Below are 16150 nucleotides of genomic sequence, written 5' to 3' on the forward strand. Positions count from 1 at the left end.
AGATAGATTCATGATAAAAATTGTTTCTGTATTAACGGTACTTACAACTGTTGGCCTTACCGGTGTAAATGCGGCAGAGCAGCCTAATGTGGTTGTTTTTTTGTTTGACGATTTGCGTCCCGAGTTGGGATGCTATGGTAATAATCAAATTAAAACACCGAACATAGATGCCTTGGCAACTGACGGAGTCATGTTTACAAAAGCATATTGTCAGCAGGCCATCTGTGCACCTTCCCGTATGAGCTTGTTAACCGGGTTACGTCCCGAAACCATTGGTATATATGACTTATTTACGCCACTTCGGTCGGTGCATAAAGAGATGGTTACAATGCCTCAGTTTTTTAAGGAAAATGGATACACCACTGTTAGTGTCGGAAAAGTGTATCATCATTCATCAGATGATAAGGAGAGCTGGAGTATTCATTTTCCCAAGGAAAAAAATGACTGGCTGAACCCTGAAAATATGGCGATTATTGATAGCCTGGTTAAAGCCGGGGATACCAGAAACGGGCCTGCTTTTGAATGTGCCGATGTGGATGACGACGCTTACGCCGATGGTCGTGTCGCCCGAAATGCCGTTGAGACACTTCGCAAAATAAAGAATGAAAAGTTTATGATGGTTGTGGGGCTAAGTAAGCCTCATTTGCCCTTCAATTCACCCCGAAAATATTGGGATTTATACAATCGAGATGATTTTCAAGTACCTAGCAGAGAGACACCTAAGGGAATGTACCGGTTGGCATTGTCAAAATGGGGGGAGTTGCGAAAGTATTATGGAATACCTCCGGAGGGACTTCTGGATGATGATAAGACCAGAGAGCTGATACATGGCTATTATGCCTGCGTGAGCTATATGGATGCGCAGATGGCCAGAGTGATGAAAGCACTGGAAGAGTTGGATTTAAGAAAAAATACCATTGTGATTCTCATGAGTGACCACGGTTGGAAATTGGGTGAATATGGTGCCTGGTGCAAACATACCAATTTTGAATTAGACGTAAATGTACCGATGATTATTAGTCGGGAAACCGGATACAAAGCACGGGTAACGAATGCTAAAACGAATGCCTTGGTTGAGAACATCGACATATTCCCAACGATTGCCGAAGCTTGCGGACTTCAGCCCAAAAATATCGATGGCAAAAGCATATTGCCGGTCGTTGATAATCCGGGTATTGAATGGGACAGGGGGGCTTATAGCCTTTATCCACGCGGAAGAAAGATAATGGGATGTACTTGTACCGATGGAGAGTGGCGATATACGGAATGGCGAGATAGTGATACACAGGAAGTTCAAGTTGCGGAGTTGTATCGCTATGTTGAAGATAATCATATTGACAGTGATAATTATTCAGGAGATCCAGTGTACAAGGAAGTAGAGGAGCGAATGAAGAAGCTGATGGAAAAACAATATCCGAGGAATCGTCCGTCGTTTTATTCAGACGAGGAATAAAGAACACAGTCATTGTTTTTTTTTGAATTTGCATTTTAAACCTAGATCATTGAAATAAAACAAGTTATGAATAAATTGAATGTGTTGTTGATGTTGGCATTTTGTAGTTTGTCAATATCATTCACTGGCGCTGCTCAAACGTTGCAACACCCGGTAATCTGGACTACACCAGCCGATAAGGCTGACGTTTTAGCAAAAATCGAGAATTATAGCTGGGCAAGTAGTATTATCACTAAGGCGAAAGCTGCTATTGATGACAAAGTGACCACTCACTTATCAAATCCTGCTACTATTCTGAATACCATACCTGCACTGGCAACAGATGATAATCTATCTGAATCTGAGGCTAGTGCTGCAAATTCCGGACACGCTAAGGTACTCAACTACGCCTCATACGCGGCTATGGTGTACTATGTAACAGGAGAAGAAAAGTACGGGCAGTTTGCTGCCGATATTCTTTGGTACTACATCGAACAAGTAGCTTCGAGGACGCCCGAAACAACAGCCTTTAGCGGAAGCGATTTTTATGACCCTCGAAGTGGCTATGCGCATTTTGCAATTGCCTATGACTTTATGGTTAACTTCTTAAAGACAGCCGATACAAAAGTGTATCAGAAATCTACGGGAACAAAAGTGGATTTTGATAATGTGAAAGCACAAAAGGCGGTTTACAATATTGCCATGAATGCCTTGAATGAGCATGGAGGCGCTGATACAAAATATGGCAAAACAGTGAGTAACCACCCCATTCTAAGATCTTCAGGAGTATTGTTCAGTATTCTTTGTGTTGAAGATGATACCGAACGTGAAAGAATGTTTGATGTGTTTTGGAATGTTGGAACAAAAGAACAAAACTCGTTTACCAAAACTATCTTACCAATGTTCGGCGAACAAGGTATCTGGCCCGAGGCAGTCAGTTATAGCTTTATGCAGAACGTTACCCTGGTACTTAATATCGTTGATCGTCTTAAGCCGGATCTGAATGTGATGGCCAACAATATGCATATTCTGGATGGCAACTTCCTTTTCGATAACCTGAGACATCCGAACAGGCGCTTTGTGCGTTACGGCGATTCTCACCGCGACATTGACAAGACAGATGAATTATACAGATATACCTTAAACCTGGCGCAGCGAAGAGGTTTTACCGCGTATGAAGAAAAAGCTAAAGTTGCTCTAAGGCAAGGTTATGACGCGGTTGGTGGTTATAATCCACTTGTGCCGATTAGCACCTTTGATAATGTGCAGGCATTTGAACAATTGTTCTGGGGAATTGACATTCCGGAAACAGTGGAGGACGAGATTGATTTTCAGAAACCTACCGTAATTATTGAGCATGCGGGCGTTGCACTTCAACGTAATTATGTTGACGAAAACAACGAAGATTATGGCCTTTGTGGTATTATTGGAGGCGCTCATTACGTTCACTCACATTGTACGGGTATCACTATGGAGCTCTATGGCGCAGGTTATATTATGGCGGCCAATGCCGGTTTACCCAAAACACTAGCCGAAAGGAGTGAGCCGGAGCATGAAAACTATTTTTGGCGGCATGCCGGAAACAATACAATGATTGTCAATGGCGCAACGCATGGTATTCAAAACGGTTCGTGGAATACAGATTCGTATTTGTGGATGAATACGACCGTAAATGTTGCCGCAGAACCGAAGCATTTGGAAGATCCGATTCATCCGAGTTTTAGTTTTTCGACCCAGTTTTTGGATGACAAAATAAATAATGAGCAATCAAAACGAACACTAAGCACCATTCGCACAAGTGAAACGACTGGTTATTATTTTGATCTGTTTCGTTCAAAATCTCTTGACACAAATAATTTTCATGATTATATCTACCACAACCTGGGCGATGCGACTAAGGTCATGACAATGGATGGTAATGAGCTCAGTGTATCGCCTACCACACGTTATCAAAACGACATTGGTGATTTGCAGAAATCACCGGGTTGGCGATATTTTGAAGAAACAAATGTGACAGAGTCTACAGACGCAGCGATCCAGGTACGTTTTGATTTGAATGAAACCAATACATACATGAACATGTTTGCTCCGGCCGGGGTAGCACGCGAATATACTAAAGCCCTTGGGCCGGCAACACGCGAAGCAAAAGGTGGATACATCGACAAAAACACACAGATTCTGGCCGTAAGACAACAGGGTGAAGCCTGGGATAAGCCATATGTACATATTTTTGAACCATCAAAATCCACTAATACCAGCGTTAAATCGGTTGAGCATTTGTATCGGGAAGACGTTATTGTAGGAGCTAAGGTGACAAGTCAGGTTGACAATAAAACAGTTGTTGACTATGTGATTTGCCAGGAAGACGCCTCGACGGTTTTTAATATTCAGGAAATTGGGCTAAACTTCATCGGGCATTTTGCCGTCGTTCGTCAGGAACAAATACTGGATAAAGCCTATTTGACGCTTTACATCGGAGAAGGTACTAGTTTATCATTTGGTGAGTATACTCTGCAGGCGGATGCGGATAAAAAGGGACAAATGGTTGTCGAGGTTGTCGCTGATGCAGGCCGGACGCTGGGGTTTAAAGATATCTACAACGGGATGGAAGTTGACAAGGGCAGTGATTTAACTGTGGAGGCTATTGTTGGTGCCGATTTTACTGAGGTAGCTTTGTTTGTTAATGATGTGAATGAAGGAACGCTTACTGCAGCTCCATTTACGTGGACCTTAACAAATCTGACAGAACTGAATTATAATATCAGACTTGTTGCAAAAGATGCAAACAATGAAGAAGTAGAGAGAACTATTACCATAAAAACACCTCTGAATACTTTCTTTTCAGGAGAAGGCCAATATGAGATCTATAATTTCGGTAAATCAAAGTGGTTGGCGTATGATATTGCAACTGATGATGCCCTTGTTACTAGTACAGGTGATGCGGATATTAATAAATTTAACCTTGTAGCCAACGGCGATAAGTTTAACATTTATACAGGAGATCAACAAAAAATAGTAATCATTAATTCTTCCAGTAATAATACTGCTATGTTAGCAACTCCTACATCAGAACTTCTTGCTTCTGGTGATGCCCTCTTTAGCATAACGGAAGTAAGTTCAGAATTGTATATCATAGCTAGTGGAGTTTTAGATGCCGGCTCGAGCGTTAATTTGAATGTTAAATCGGATGGTACCGATGTGGGAAGAGGAACTTCAACGATAGATAATTACAAATGGAGTTTTACAAGGTTAGGGGGATTGGTGACAAGTGTTGATGATTTTAAAGAAGATAAAGGAGCTATTATAGTTTATCCAAACCCGGCATGCGAAACAGCCAAAATATACTTGAGCGATATTAAAAGAGCAGACATTGCTATTTACAGCATGTCCGGCCAATTGGTTTATACGAAATCGACCGATGAAGATGTGATCCGCGTATCCATCGGTTCTGAATTTGTGCCGGGTATCTACCTCGTTAAGGTGACTGATGAAAACCGAAAAATATATACCCAAAAACTAATCGTCCAATAGTTCATTGTTAGCGGGTGCGCTAATGCTGTTTCAATTTAAATCGTATGAAAAGAGTTTTAACATTTGTATCGTTTTTTTCAATTATCCTTTGTTTTGCCGGATGTAATTCCGGTAGTCCGGAAAGTATTGTTTCATTGCGCAAAATAATGTTTAACGACGGCTGGAGTTTTCAGTTGGGTGAGCACAAACTTGCGTCGCAACCAGGATTTGACGATTCCGGTTGGGGGCAGGTGAAAATTCCTCACGACTGGAGCATTGAAGGCGAAATTGATAAAGATAACCCATCCGGCCACTTTGGCGGATTTTACCCAGGTGGAGTGGGCTACTATCGTAAAACATTTCAATATAGAGATGACTGGGACGATAAGCTGGTTTTAGTGACTTTTGATGGCGTGATGAGCAATAGTAAAGTCTGGATAAACGGACAGCTTCTAGGTGAGCGCCCAAATGGTTACGTTGGCCTTACTTACGATTTAACACCACATTTAAATGACGGAATCAATACTCTCGTGGTGCGTGCCGATAACTCGGCGCAACCCAACAGCCGCTGGTACACTGGTTGCGGTATCTACCGTAACGTTTGGCTGAATGTGAAAAACAAGGTTTCGATAGTTGAAAATGGCACCTATATTAAAGCCGGCAATGTAAGTGCTGATTTTGCTGAGTTAGATATTGAAACAACGATCAATAATGCCACCGCGAATAGCGAAAACATCACCATTGTCGCTGAAGTTTTCAATCCGAAAGGACAGAAGGTTGGTGAACAAATAACAGAGCAACAATTGGCGGAAAGTGCTTCGGCAACAATCAATCAAACGATTGATGTTCAAGAGCCTGATTTGTGGTCGATTGAAACACCGGTTCAGTATTTATTGGTAACTAAGCTGATGAAGGGAACCGAATTGCTTGATCAATACGAAACACCATTCGGGATTAGGGATATCCGTTTTGAAGTAGAAACAGGTTTCTGGCTAAACGGGAAAAACATCAAGGTAAAAGGGGTAAACAATCATCACGATGGTGGCCCTGTTGGAGCTGCGGTTCCGAACGATGTGTTGCACCGTCGGTTAGTTATTCTAAAAGAAATGGGCTGTAATGCGATTCGTACTTCTCATAATCCGTTCAGTCCTGAATTTTATACAATGTGCGATACCATGGGATTTCTGGTGATGGACGAGGTGTTTGACGAATGGATTGCTTCGTGGCCCTGGGAGGATTTCAAAAAGAACCAGGGTAAAGTAAAACATGGTTACCATGAGCATTTTGAAAAATGGGCTCACCAAGATTTAAAAGATATTATTATTCGCGACCGCAATCACCCAAGTATTTTTATGTGGAGTGTTGGAAACGAAATACCTGACCAGTGCTACCCCGAGGGACCAGAGCGTTTAAAACCGCTCATGGAGATTGTTCATGCGCTCGACTCAACCCGTCCGGTAACCTGTGGATGTTGTTTTATTCATCTGGCAAACGAAACTGGGTTTGCTTCGATGTTGGACGTTACCGGTTACAATGGTGGTGGTGGCTCTGTTTTCTACGAAAAGGATAAGGCTGTTTACCCGAACAGAAAATTTATAGCGACAGAAATTCCTCATTCATTTCAAACGCGGGGCGTTTACAAAACGACAACTGAAATGAGATCGCCACAGCAAGGTATTGCCGTTCCTGATTTAAGTAAAGAAGAGATTTTTCCGGAGTTCTCACCGTTCTATTCCTCTTCGTACGATAATTCAAGTGAAAGGATTAGTGCCCGCGATTCATGGCGCAGAACAGATAGTCTGGATTATGTTGCAGGCGAATTCCGCTGGACCGGATTCGATTATCTGGGGGAAGCTATAAAAGGCTGGCCATCACGGTTCTGGAACTTTGGGATTATCGATTTGTGCGGTTTCCCAAAAGATCACTACTACTTTTATCAGAGCCAATGGACAACTAAGCCAATGGTGCACATCCTGCCTCACTGGACCTGGCCTGGCAAGGAAGGAAAAGTAATTCCGGTTTGGACCTATTCAAATGCCGATGAAGTGGAGTTGTTTTTAGACGGGAAGTCATTGGGGGTAAAGCCGAATGTCGCACAAATGAACCTTTCATGGGATGTCCCCTATGCCTCGGGTACTTTATTGGCAGTGGCTACAACTAATGGGAAAATTGTCGCTGAAGATGTCGTTGTAACTGCCTCGGAACCCGCCAAAATTGAGATTGTCGCAGATAAAAAAACGCTGAGAGCCGATGGTGAAAGTTGTGTTCATTTAGAGGTGAATGTGATGGATAAGGATGGAAACTTTGTACCCAATGCCAGCAATTTAATTGAATTTAAAATTAGCGGTCCGGCAAATAATATTGGAGTCGACAATGGCGACCCACTGGATTTAACATCGACTAAGCTCAACCAGCGCAAAGCCTTTAATGGTAAATGTTTGATGATATTGCAGAGTCAGCTTGAACCGGGGGAAATCCGCGTCGAAGCTGTCTCTGACGGCCTTGAGTCAAGTGAAATTAAACTGCGTGCAATTGAGTAGTGAATACAGCTTGTTTGCAACTAATTTTAGCTAGGAATGATAAGACAAATTGCAGACAGCGGATTGGGTAATTTGAAACGAAAAATAAAATAGTAAAACCATGATAATTATGAATATGAAGAATTTTGTTGCATTAGTGATGTTGGTATTTTTAATTGTTTCTTGTGGCGAAACAGACAAATCTCCAACCAAAGAAAAACTATTTGAAAAAGAGGTAGATGAATTACTTTCGAAAATGACATTGGATGAAAAGGTTGCTCAAATGCGCATGTTTCATGCCTCAAAGGGAATTGAGCTAGATGAAAATGATAACCTTGTTTTATCGGATGATGTAAAAGAACGGTTGAAAAACGGTATAGCCGGCATTAAAAACCCCGGAGAACATTATTCGCCGGAACGTTCAGCCAAACTGAATAACCAGCTTCAAAAATACATTGTTGAAAACAATCGGTTGGGGATTCCTACCTTTTTTGTTACCGAATCGTACAACGGGGTCGATGCACACGGATGTACCCGTTTCGGCAGACCTATCGCATTGTCATCAAGTTGGAATACTGAACTGATAAAGAAAGTTTACGATACGATGGGGCGTGAGGCTCGTCTGCGTGGTTTACACCTGACACATTCGCCTGAAGCCGATCTTGCACGCGATCCACGTTTCGGACGTATGAGCGAAACCTTTGGCGAAGATACCTATCTGGTCACTGAAATGATTGTGAACGCTGTAACTGGAATTCAAGGGGATTTCGATGGTTTGAAAAGTACTCACATTGGCGCCGTTTCCAAGCATTTTGCTGGCTATGCTCAGGTTCTGGGAGGTAAAAATTTTGCTTCAATGGAAATCTCGCCCCGTACTTTAATCGACGAAATATTTCCTCCTTTCAAGGCAGCCGTTCAGCAAGCCAATACATTGGGAATTATGGCTTCTCATGCCGATATAAACGGCATTGCAAGTCATGGTAACCCCTGGTTGATCACTGAGGTTTTACGAAACCAATGGGGTTTTGAAGGTTACACTGTTTCTGATGCGAATGACATTGGCCGGTTACACTATTTTATGAAAGTTGCTGAAACACCGGAACATGCCGTTGAACTTGGACTAAAGGCGGGTATGGATGTTGATTTGTACGCTGATGATGCCTACGCGCTTCTGCCTCAGATGGTTGAAAAAGACCCTGAGTTAGAAAAGTATATCGACCGCTCGGTGAAACACGTTTTACGTACCAAGTATATTTTGGGATTATTTGATAATCCGTACACTTCAGAAGAAGAAGCGAAAACAACTACCCGTAATGAGGATGCAGTGGAGTTAGCACATCAGGCTGATTTGGAGTCTGTCATTTTATTGAAAAACGAAAATTCGATCTTGCCTGTTCAGCATGGTAAATGGAAAAATATTGCTCTGGTCGGGCCTGTTTTGGACGAAAAAACAGAAGAGTACTTTAATAATGTTGCCGGTGGCCAGTTTAACTTTATTGCTGAGAAAGGATATAATTTAACCGATGGACAAATGTCCGTTCCATCGCTAACCCCTGAGGCCGAATGCAAAGCAGGTATTCAGAAAATTCTGGGGGTTGCACGTAAAAGCGATTTGGTTCTTCTTTTTGCCGGTGGCGATGAATATACATCGAAAGAGGCATTTTTTAACGGAGCCATCGGTGATCGCGATGATATTAACCCGGTTAGCTATCAGGATGATTTGTTGTTGGAACTGAAGAAATTAGGAAAGCCGGTTATTGTTGTGTTAAAACACCGCCGAACCTTGTCGATCAATACTTTTTCAGAAAAAGCCGACGCAATTATTGATTGTTGGGAATTAAGCGAATTTGGCGACCGGGCAGTGGCTGAACTATTATTCGGCGATGCAGTTCCTTCCGGAAAATTGCCTGTAACCGTACCAAGAACTATTGGGCAGTTGCCATTTCACTATAGCCAAAAGGAAATCAATTACAAGAAAGGTTATCTGTTCTCGGATACTACTCCGCTTTATCCGTTTGGTTTTGGACTAAGCTATACAACTTTTGCGTACTCAAGCCCGCAATTGTCAGATACGATTCTAACCATCAATTCAAAATTGTCCGTTAGTGTTGATGTTACAAATACAGGCAGCGTGTCGGCCAAAGAGGTTGTTCAGCTTTATATCAAGGATTTGTATGGCTCCGTAACACGACCGGATAAAGAGTTAAAAGCGTTCGATAAAATTAGTCTGCAACCTGGCGAAACAAAAACAGTTTCGTTTGAGATTGACTCGGAAATGCTTGAATTTACCGGAATGGATATGATAAAGAAAGCAGAAAAAGGAGCTTTCAAATTGATGATAGGAAGCTCTTCAGCGGATAATAATTGGGCTGACTTTCACTTGGAATAGAGGATAATGGAAAGAAGAAGATTTGTAAAAACCCTTTCGATGGGAGGGGTTTTATTAGCAACGCCATTTTACGGACTAGTGTCAGGATGTAGTAAAACAGTTGAAGAGCTGCCATACTTTCAGACATTGGTGAAAGATCTGTTGACCGATTGGTGCAATGGAATGTTAAAACATCAAATCATTGAACCTGAAAACCCGGCACGGCATGGAGCACTGGGATGTCCATCCTGCGGATTTATCCACGGACGATGCATGGATGCGGTGTATCCGTTCATGTATATGGCAGATAGCACTGGTGATAAAAAGTACCTCGACGCCGCAATCCTGGTCATGAACTGGGCTGAAAACAATGTTTCGCAGGAAGATGGCAGCTGGACTGTAATCCCGAATCCAAAGTCATGGAAAGGGATCAGCGTTTTTGGTGCCATTGCGCTGGCCGAAGCCTTGCATTACCATGGGCATCTTCTCGATAATGAGCTGAAAACGAAATGGCTTAATCGATTGGAAAAGGTTGGTGGGTATTTGTACGATACATTTACCATGACCTTTACCAATGTGAATTACGGTTTTACCTGTGTTTATGCCATGAACCTTTTGGGATCGGTATTGGATAAACCGGCATACACCCGGCGAAGCCGGGAATTGGCAAAAGAGGTAAAAGACTTTTTTACCGAACCGAATAAGCTGTTGTTTGGTGAAGGTAAACCGAGTAATATTAAAAGTCCGCGTGGATTAAATTTTGTTGATTTGGGCTACAATGTCGAAGAGTCACTCAATGGCCCGGTGATGTATGCACTTCACGAAAATGATGAAGAGATGTTGGAGCTGCTTTCCAAATCAATGGAAAGTCATCTGGAGTTTATGCTGCCCGATGGAGCATGGGACAACAGTTGGGGAACACGGCAGGCGAAGTGGAGTTATTGGGGAAGCCGAACAACCGACGGCAGTCAGGTAACCTTTGGCATGATGGCAGATAAAAATCCGGCTTTTGGTACGGCAGCAATTCGTAGCACCGAGCTTTTAAAGCGGTGTACTTCCGATGGCTTGCTGCATGGCGGGCCGCATTTCATTTCGCACGGTGTTAAGCCATGCATCCATCATACTTTTGCACATGCAAAACCTCTTGCTTCAATTTTGGATGCAGGGAAAAAATTACCCCGGATAAATCCAGACACAGCCTTGCCAAGAGCTGTGTCTAAGGGTGTAAAAGAATTTCCGGAGATCGCCACCTGGTTGTTTGCTGCAAGTTCATGGAGAGGAACAGTAACCACTTACGATGCAGTTTACAAGGAACATGTGCAGCAGGCAACAGGAGGTTCACTGGCTGTTTTGTATCATGATAAAGTTGGTACTTTGTTTGCCGCCAGCATGGCTAAATACCTTCTTGTTGAACCCAATAACCAGCAACCCAACCCAGAAGAGGATTTTGCTTTGACTCCTCGTATAGAGACGTTTAAAGATGGCCGATGGTATACGAACCTCTATGATCTGGAAGCCAGGGTAAATGTGGTGGAGAACGATCATCGAATTGCGTTTGATGTTGAGGCTTCGCTCAAAGATGAAGAGCGGATGCTGGTTGAAGGGACCGCTTCCGTGTTTAATATCAACTATGCTTGCACTAACGATCGCTTTGAGTTCAAGGTGAAACCTTCAGGAGATCAGGAGATTAGTTCTCCGTCAGCATTGGTTTTGCCAGTCATTTCGCCAACTGGCGAAAAGGTGACTCAGGTTTCCCCTACAGTTATTGAAGTAGAGAAACCGGAAGGGAAGCTTGTCGTTGAATCAAATGTACCATTAACGATAAAGGATACCGAAAAAGACCGGGTTTTTAATATGGTTCCGGGCGCGGAAGCGATTCCTATCCTAGCCTATTTTACACCGGAAATATCAGAAGTGATTTGTACCATTAAGGTGATTTAGTTCATCGGTGTTCAATCGCATGAAATAGTTTAATGCTTATCAATCCAAGCATTAGAATTATAGTTGGAGTATTTCAGGGTAGCAATACATTTCGACCTATAGAAGCCGTCTTTGATTGGTAACTCGAATTGAGTAGTTGAGCAAAAACTCAAAATGCCAAATGAGGCGCTTTGATGCTTACAATCAGGGGCGGTTTTCTATGGGCGACGATGCGCAACAAATCGCCTCAAACAGCTTGCCAGTTGCATAAACGATTGTAAATGTAAGCCGGGTTATTTCGGTAAAATAAATTTGCTTCGATTTGAACCGTGCAACTTTATGAACAGCCTGCAAATAAAGCTGACCAAATCCAGCTATGCTCAGATCAGTCGCTTATTTTTCAATAACTTTTTCAGATTCTCGTGTTTTTTCCAAAAGCGATCTTCTATTCTTTTGATGGTCGAGTCGTAATCCGGATGACTTTTTAATGGCTTCATAATCGGATCTTTTCCCTGGAATAGCACGATCCAGTATTGGTAGTTATCCTGTGTGGCAAACGCTTTTAGTTGCTCAATCGCCAGGTCGGTTTTACCTTCATACGCGTACTTTACGGCCATGCTGGCACTTTTGTAAATCGATTGATCCTTTTCGCAGTAATCGGCGTAGGAATTAAAAAATATTGTTGCCTGTTTTTTCAATCCTTTTTTGTGGTAGACCATAGCAATTTTCACATCTTCATGCGGATAGATATCCAGATTTAATCGTTCTCTGGTATCGACAAATTTTTCGTAATAATAAAAGGCGCTGTCATAGTCTTCCTGAAAATAATAGACTTTCGCCACTTCCTGCAAAATGTCCAGGCGGGTCGTATCCTTGTTCCATTCTTCAATTAATTGTTTTTTTGTTTCTGCTATATCTTCGTGTTTGGCGTACAGGATAAAGGCTTTCAGTAATGGCGCATAATAATTATCAGGGTTGTAGTCCAACGACTTGTTAATATAAGTAGTCGCTTCATCTACAAAACCGGTTTGGACAAGCGCGTTGCTCAAATGCAAATAGATATAACTTTGGGTGATCGAATCATTGGCCGCGATATTGAGTTGAATGCCTTTCAACGCGTATTGCAGGTATTTGTCGGTGTTGGGAATTACGCGGGCATACAAATCGGCAAGCATCTGAACCACAGCTGAAGAGTTCGGATTGTACTCCAAAGCCTTTTCAAGATGTGGCAAAGCCAATTGGTACTCTTCTATTTGCATATAGTAAAGTGCTTTGGCAATAAGGCTTTCAGCCGATTTGGGATCGTAAAGCAGAGCCTTGTCTGCAAAGGCGTTGATTTGTTCGGTATAGTGTTTTTGTTTTTGGTACACATCGAGAAAGTAGTACGCTATAGCGACATTGGCATAGGCCAGCGCAAACTGCTCATCATTTTCTATCGCCTTCTTAAATAGCGGAATAGCCTGTTCCAAACCTTCTTTGGTTCGGGAGTAATAAGGCTCCAGAGCCTTGAGGTAGTAGTCGTAAGCCTGTAAATTTTCAGTCGGTATTTTCTCAATTTGTTTTATTTCGGCAGGCGTCACAATGGCCTCTATCGCATCAGCTATTTTCCGGGCCACTTCATTCTGAAGCGCAAAAACATTTTCCACTTCCCGACTATATTGCTCCACCCAAATCGGTCGGTCGCTTGATGCTTCAATTAATTTTATATTCAGCAAAACCTGATTTCCAACACGCTGGCCGCTTCCTTCTACCAGATAATTCACATTCAGTTCTTCGGCTATTTCAGGAATGCCCATCGTCGTATTCCGATACTTTGCCACCGAAGTCCGACTGATCACTCGCAGGTCTCCAATTTTTTGCAGATTATTCAAGGTCGATTCCATCAGCCCGTTAACGAAATACAGGTTCAACGAATCGCTGCTTTCATTTTTGAAAGGCAACACTGCAATGGATTTTTCAATGTCGATTTCAGTTGGAACGGTACTTCTTATACTGAAAAGCAGCAGGGGAATGACGATGATGAGTAGAAACGCGGCCGTTATCAGCTGCCATTTGTATTTGGTCAAAACACTTAGACGGCTTGGTTTATTTTCATCCTGAGCAATTCCTTTTCTTACCTCGCCGGGTGAGTACCCATAGTGTTCGCGAAAGCATTTTATAAAATACGATGTGTTTCCAAAGCCCACCTGATACGAAATCTCAGCAACGGACATTGTCGTTTGCTCAAGCATTTCCATTCCTTTTATAAGGCGAACCTGACGAATAAATTGGCTTGCAGAAAGCTGTGTGTTTGTTTTTATTTTTCGAAGTAAACTGGAACGGCTCATGTGCATTGTTTCGGCCAATTCAGATACTCCAAACTGTTCGTTCGAGATGTTCTCCAGAATAATCGCTTCTGCCTTTTCGATAAAATCGGATGTGGTATTTGAGGTATTCGACATGCTTGTTCTTATTTAACGAAAGTAGAAAAAATTACGCAATTGCAGGCAATGTGTCAATCGACAGAATCGGCTAATAGGGCCTGTTTGCTGCATAGTTGTTATTTGTGCGTCATAGTTTTTATGCCTTATTCAAACTTAACACATTTGGCTGCATAGCTATTAAACCTTGCACGGGCGATTGTTTCATCTTTGTGACAGCGTTTTTTAAGTCGAACATTAAAATTAAAATCATGAAAACACAAAAGTTTAATTCAATCAAAATGCTTGTCAGTTTTTCGTTTCTTTTCCTGTTCTTTTTTAGTGCATGCACGCAAACGGGCAAAAGCAACAACACGCAGGCGGAAAAAAATGTTGAAGCAAAGTCGACAGTAGAGGCACCGAAAATCGATCTTCAGACCGCTGTAATATCGGGCAATCTCGAAGCCGTAAAACAGCACATCGAAGCCGGCACCGATCTCAATAAGAAAGATCAAATGAGTGGTTCAACGCCATTAATGTCGGCAGCCACTTTCAACAAACCGGCTATTGTTAAAGCACTAATTAATGCCAATGCCGATTTAAACCTTAAAAATAACGAAGGGTCGACTGCTCTGCACGCAGCGGCTTTCTTTTGTCGTATTGAGATTGTACAGATGCTGATGGATGCCAAAGCCGATAAAACCCTGAAAAACAAGTACGGAGCGACACCTGGCGAAACTGTTGCCGGACCATTTGCAGACATGAAGCCTGTTTATGAAATGCTTCAGCAACAATTGGAGCCATTCGGATTAAAACTTGATTTGCAGGAACTGGAAAAAACACGCCCGGTGATTGCCATGATGTTGCAGTAATCAATTCAAAATGAGAACTAAAATGATAACCGAACGAAGACACGATATTGATTGGTTGCGCGTGATCGCGATTGGCCTGTTGTTAATCTATCATATCTCCATTGTTTTCCAACCCTGGGCCATGTTTGTTGGCTTTATCAGAAGCAATGAACCCCTGGAAAGCTTATGGAAACCCATGACTATGCTAAACGTGTGGCGTATTCCACTCTTGTTTTACGTGTCGGGTATGGGCCTGTATTTTGCCATGAAAAAGCGAAATTTGCGGCAGTTGCTTACTGAGCGTACCAAGCGGATTTTGTTCCCTTTTCTTTTTGGCATCCTGGCTATTGCTCCGCTCCATATGTTTATTTTTCAAAAGCACTATAATTTGCCTTTAAGCTATTATGCTCATGCCGGTCATTTATGGTTTCTCGGGAATATATTTGTTTATGTGCTGCTGTTGTCGCCACTATTTGTGTACCTGATGAAAAAAGAAGGAGGGAGATTCAGAAAAGGACTATCTTCCTTTTTGAGTAATCCGATGGGACCCATTTCTATTTCCATCTTTTTTGTTGTGGAAGCTATGGTTATCAAACCTCAGATATATTCAATTTATGCTCAAACATGGCATGGATTTTTCCTTGGTTTGCTTGCCTTCTTTTTTGGCTTTCTTATCGTGTATAGTGGTAACGTATTTTGGCAAACGATATCGAAATGGAAGTGGCTGTATGTCGCTCTGGCCGTAATTTTATACACCATCAGATTGCTGGAATTCGAAACAACTTCGCCGGGCTATCTCATGGCCATCGAGTCAAATTGCTGGATATTCGGGCTTTTCGGTTTTGGATACAAATACCTAAACAAGCCTAGTGTTGCTCTCAGTCGCTTAAGTCAAGCTGCCTATCCGGTGTACATTATACACATGTTTGCCTTGTACGCCGGTGCTATGATTATTTTACCGTTGGAGATTTCGCCTGTTATGAAATTCATCGTTATAACGGTGTTTACATTTGGCGTTTGCTACATCATTTATGAATTTATCATTCGAAGGATTAGTTTCTTAAGACCTTTATTTGGGTTGAAATGGAGATTAAACAAAGTTGAAAAGTGACTGTTATGAATGCGTTGTGATTTTACATCATTCTAAAAAA

The 16150-nt window shown here is 42.2% G+C and carries 8 protein-coding genes; 7 read left to right on the forward strand and 1 reads right to left on the reverse strand.

Annotation, left to right across the window (positions count from 1 at the left end; all coding sequences use genetic code 11):
- Positions 1–10 precede the first annotated feature (10 nt).
- The 5 genes from ABZD21_RS02825 (at position 11) to ABZD21_RS02845 (ending at position 11770) form a co-directional block, all read left to right on the forward strand.
- Positions 11–1453 carry a sulfatase gene (locus tag ABZD21_RS02825; protein WP_372772755.1) on the forward strand — a complete coding sequence of 481 codons (1443 nt, stop codon included), beginning with the start codon at positions 11–13 and terminating at the stop codon, positions 1451–1453.
- A gap of 66 nt (positions 1454–1519) precedes the next feature.
- The gene (locus ABZD21_RS02830; RefSeq protein WP_372772757.1) at positions 1520–4963 is read left to right on the forward strand and encodes a T9SS type A sorting domain-containing protein; all 3444 of its coding nucleotides are present in this window, start codon (positions 1520–1522) and stop codon (positions 4961–4963) included.
- 44 nt (positions 4964–5007) lie between these two features.
- Positions 5008–7482 (forward strand): glycoside hydrolase family 2 TIM barrel-domain containing protein, encoded by a 2475-nt coding sequence (locus ABZD21_RS02835; RefSeq protein WP_372772759.1) that lies wholly within the window; start codon positions 5008–5010, stop codon positions 7480–7482.
- A 109-nt stretch (positions 7483–7591) separates the two neighbouring features.
- Positions 7592–9850 carry a glycoside hydrolase family 3 N-terminal domain-containing protein gene (locus ABZD21_RS02840; protein WP_372772761.1) on the forward strand — a complete coding sequence of 753 codons (2259 nt, stop codon included), beginning with the start codon at positions 7592–7594 and terminating at the stop codon, positions 9848–9850.
- A 6-nt stretch (positions 9851–9856) separates the two neighbouring features.
- Positions 9857–11770, forward strand: coding sequence for a hypothetical protein (locus ABZD21_RS02845; protein ID WP_372772763.1), 1914 nt, complete (start codon positions 9857–9859; stop codon positions 11768–11770).
- 359 nt (positions 11771–12129) lie between these two features.
- Here the strand turns inward: ABZD21_RS02845 and ABZD21_RS02850 are convergent, their stop codons facing one another.
- Positions 12130–14190 (reverse strand): helix-turn-helix domain-containing protein, encoded by a 2061-nt coding sequence (locus ABZD21_RS02850; RefSeq protein WP_372772764.1) that lies wholly within the window; start codon positions 14188–14190, stop codon positions 12130–12132.
- A gap of 230 nt (positions 14191–14420) precedes the next feature.
- Between ABZD21_RS02850 and ABZD21_RS02855 the strand changes: the two genes are divergently transcribed.
- Positions 14421–15020, forward strand: coding sequence for an ankyrin repeat domain-containing protein (locus tag ABZD21_RS02855; protein ID WP_372772766.1), 600 nt, complete (start codon positions 14421–14423; stop codon positions 15018–15020).
- Positions 15021–15030: 10 nt separating this feature from the next.
- Positions 15031–16110, forward strand: coding sequence for an acyltransferase family protein (locus ABZD21_RS02860; protein WP_372772767.1), 1080 nt, complete (start codon positions 15031–15033; stop codon positions 16108–16110).
- Positions 16111–16150 lie beyond the last annotated feature (40 nt).

The organism is Mangrovibacterium sp., assembly GCF_041596335.1.
Lineage (GTDB): Bacteria > Bacteroidota > Bacteroidia > Bacteroidales > Prolixibacteraceae > Mangrovibacterium.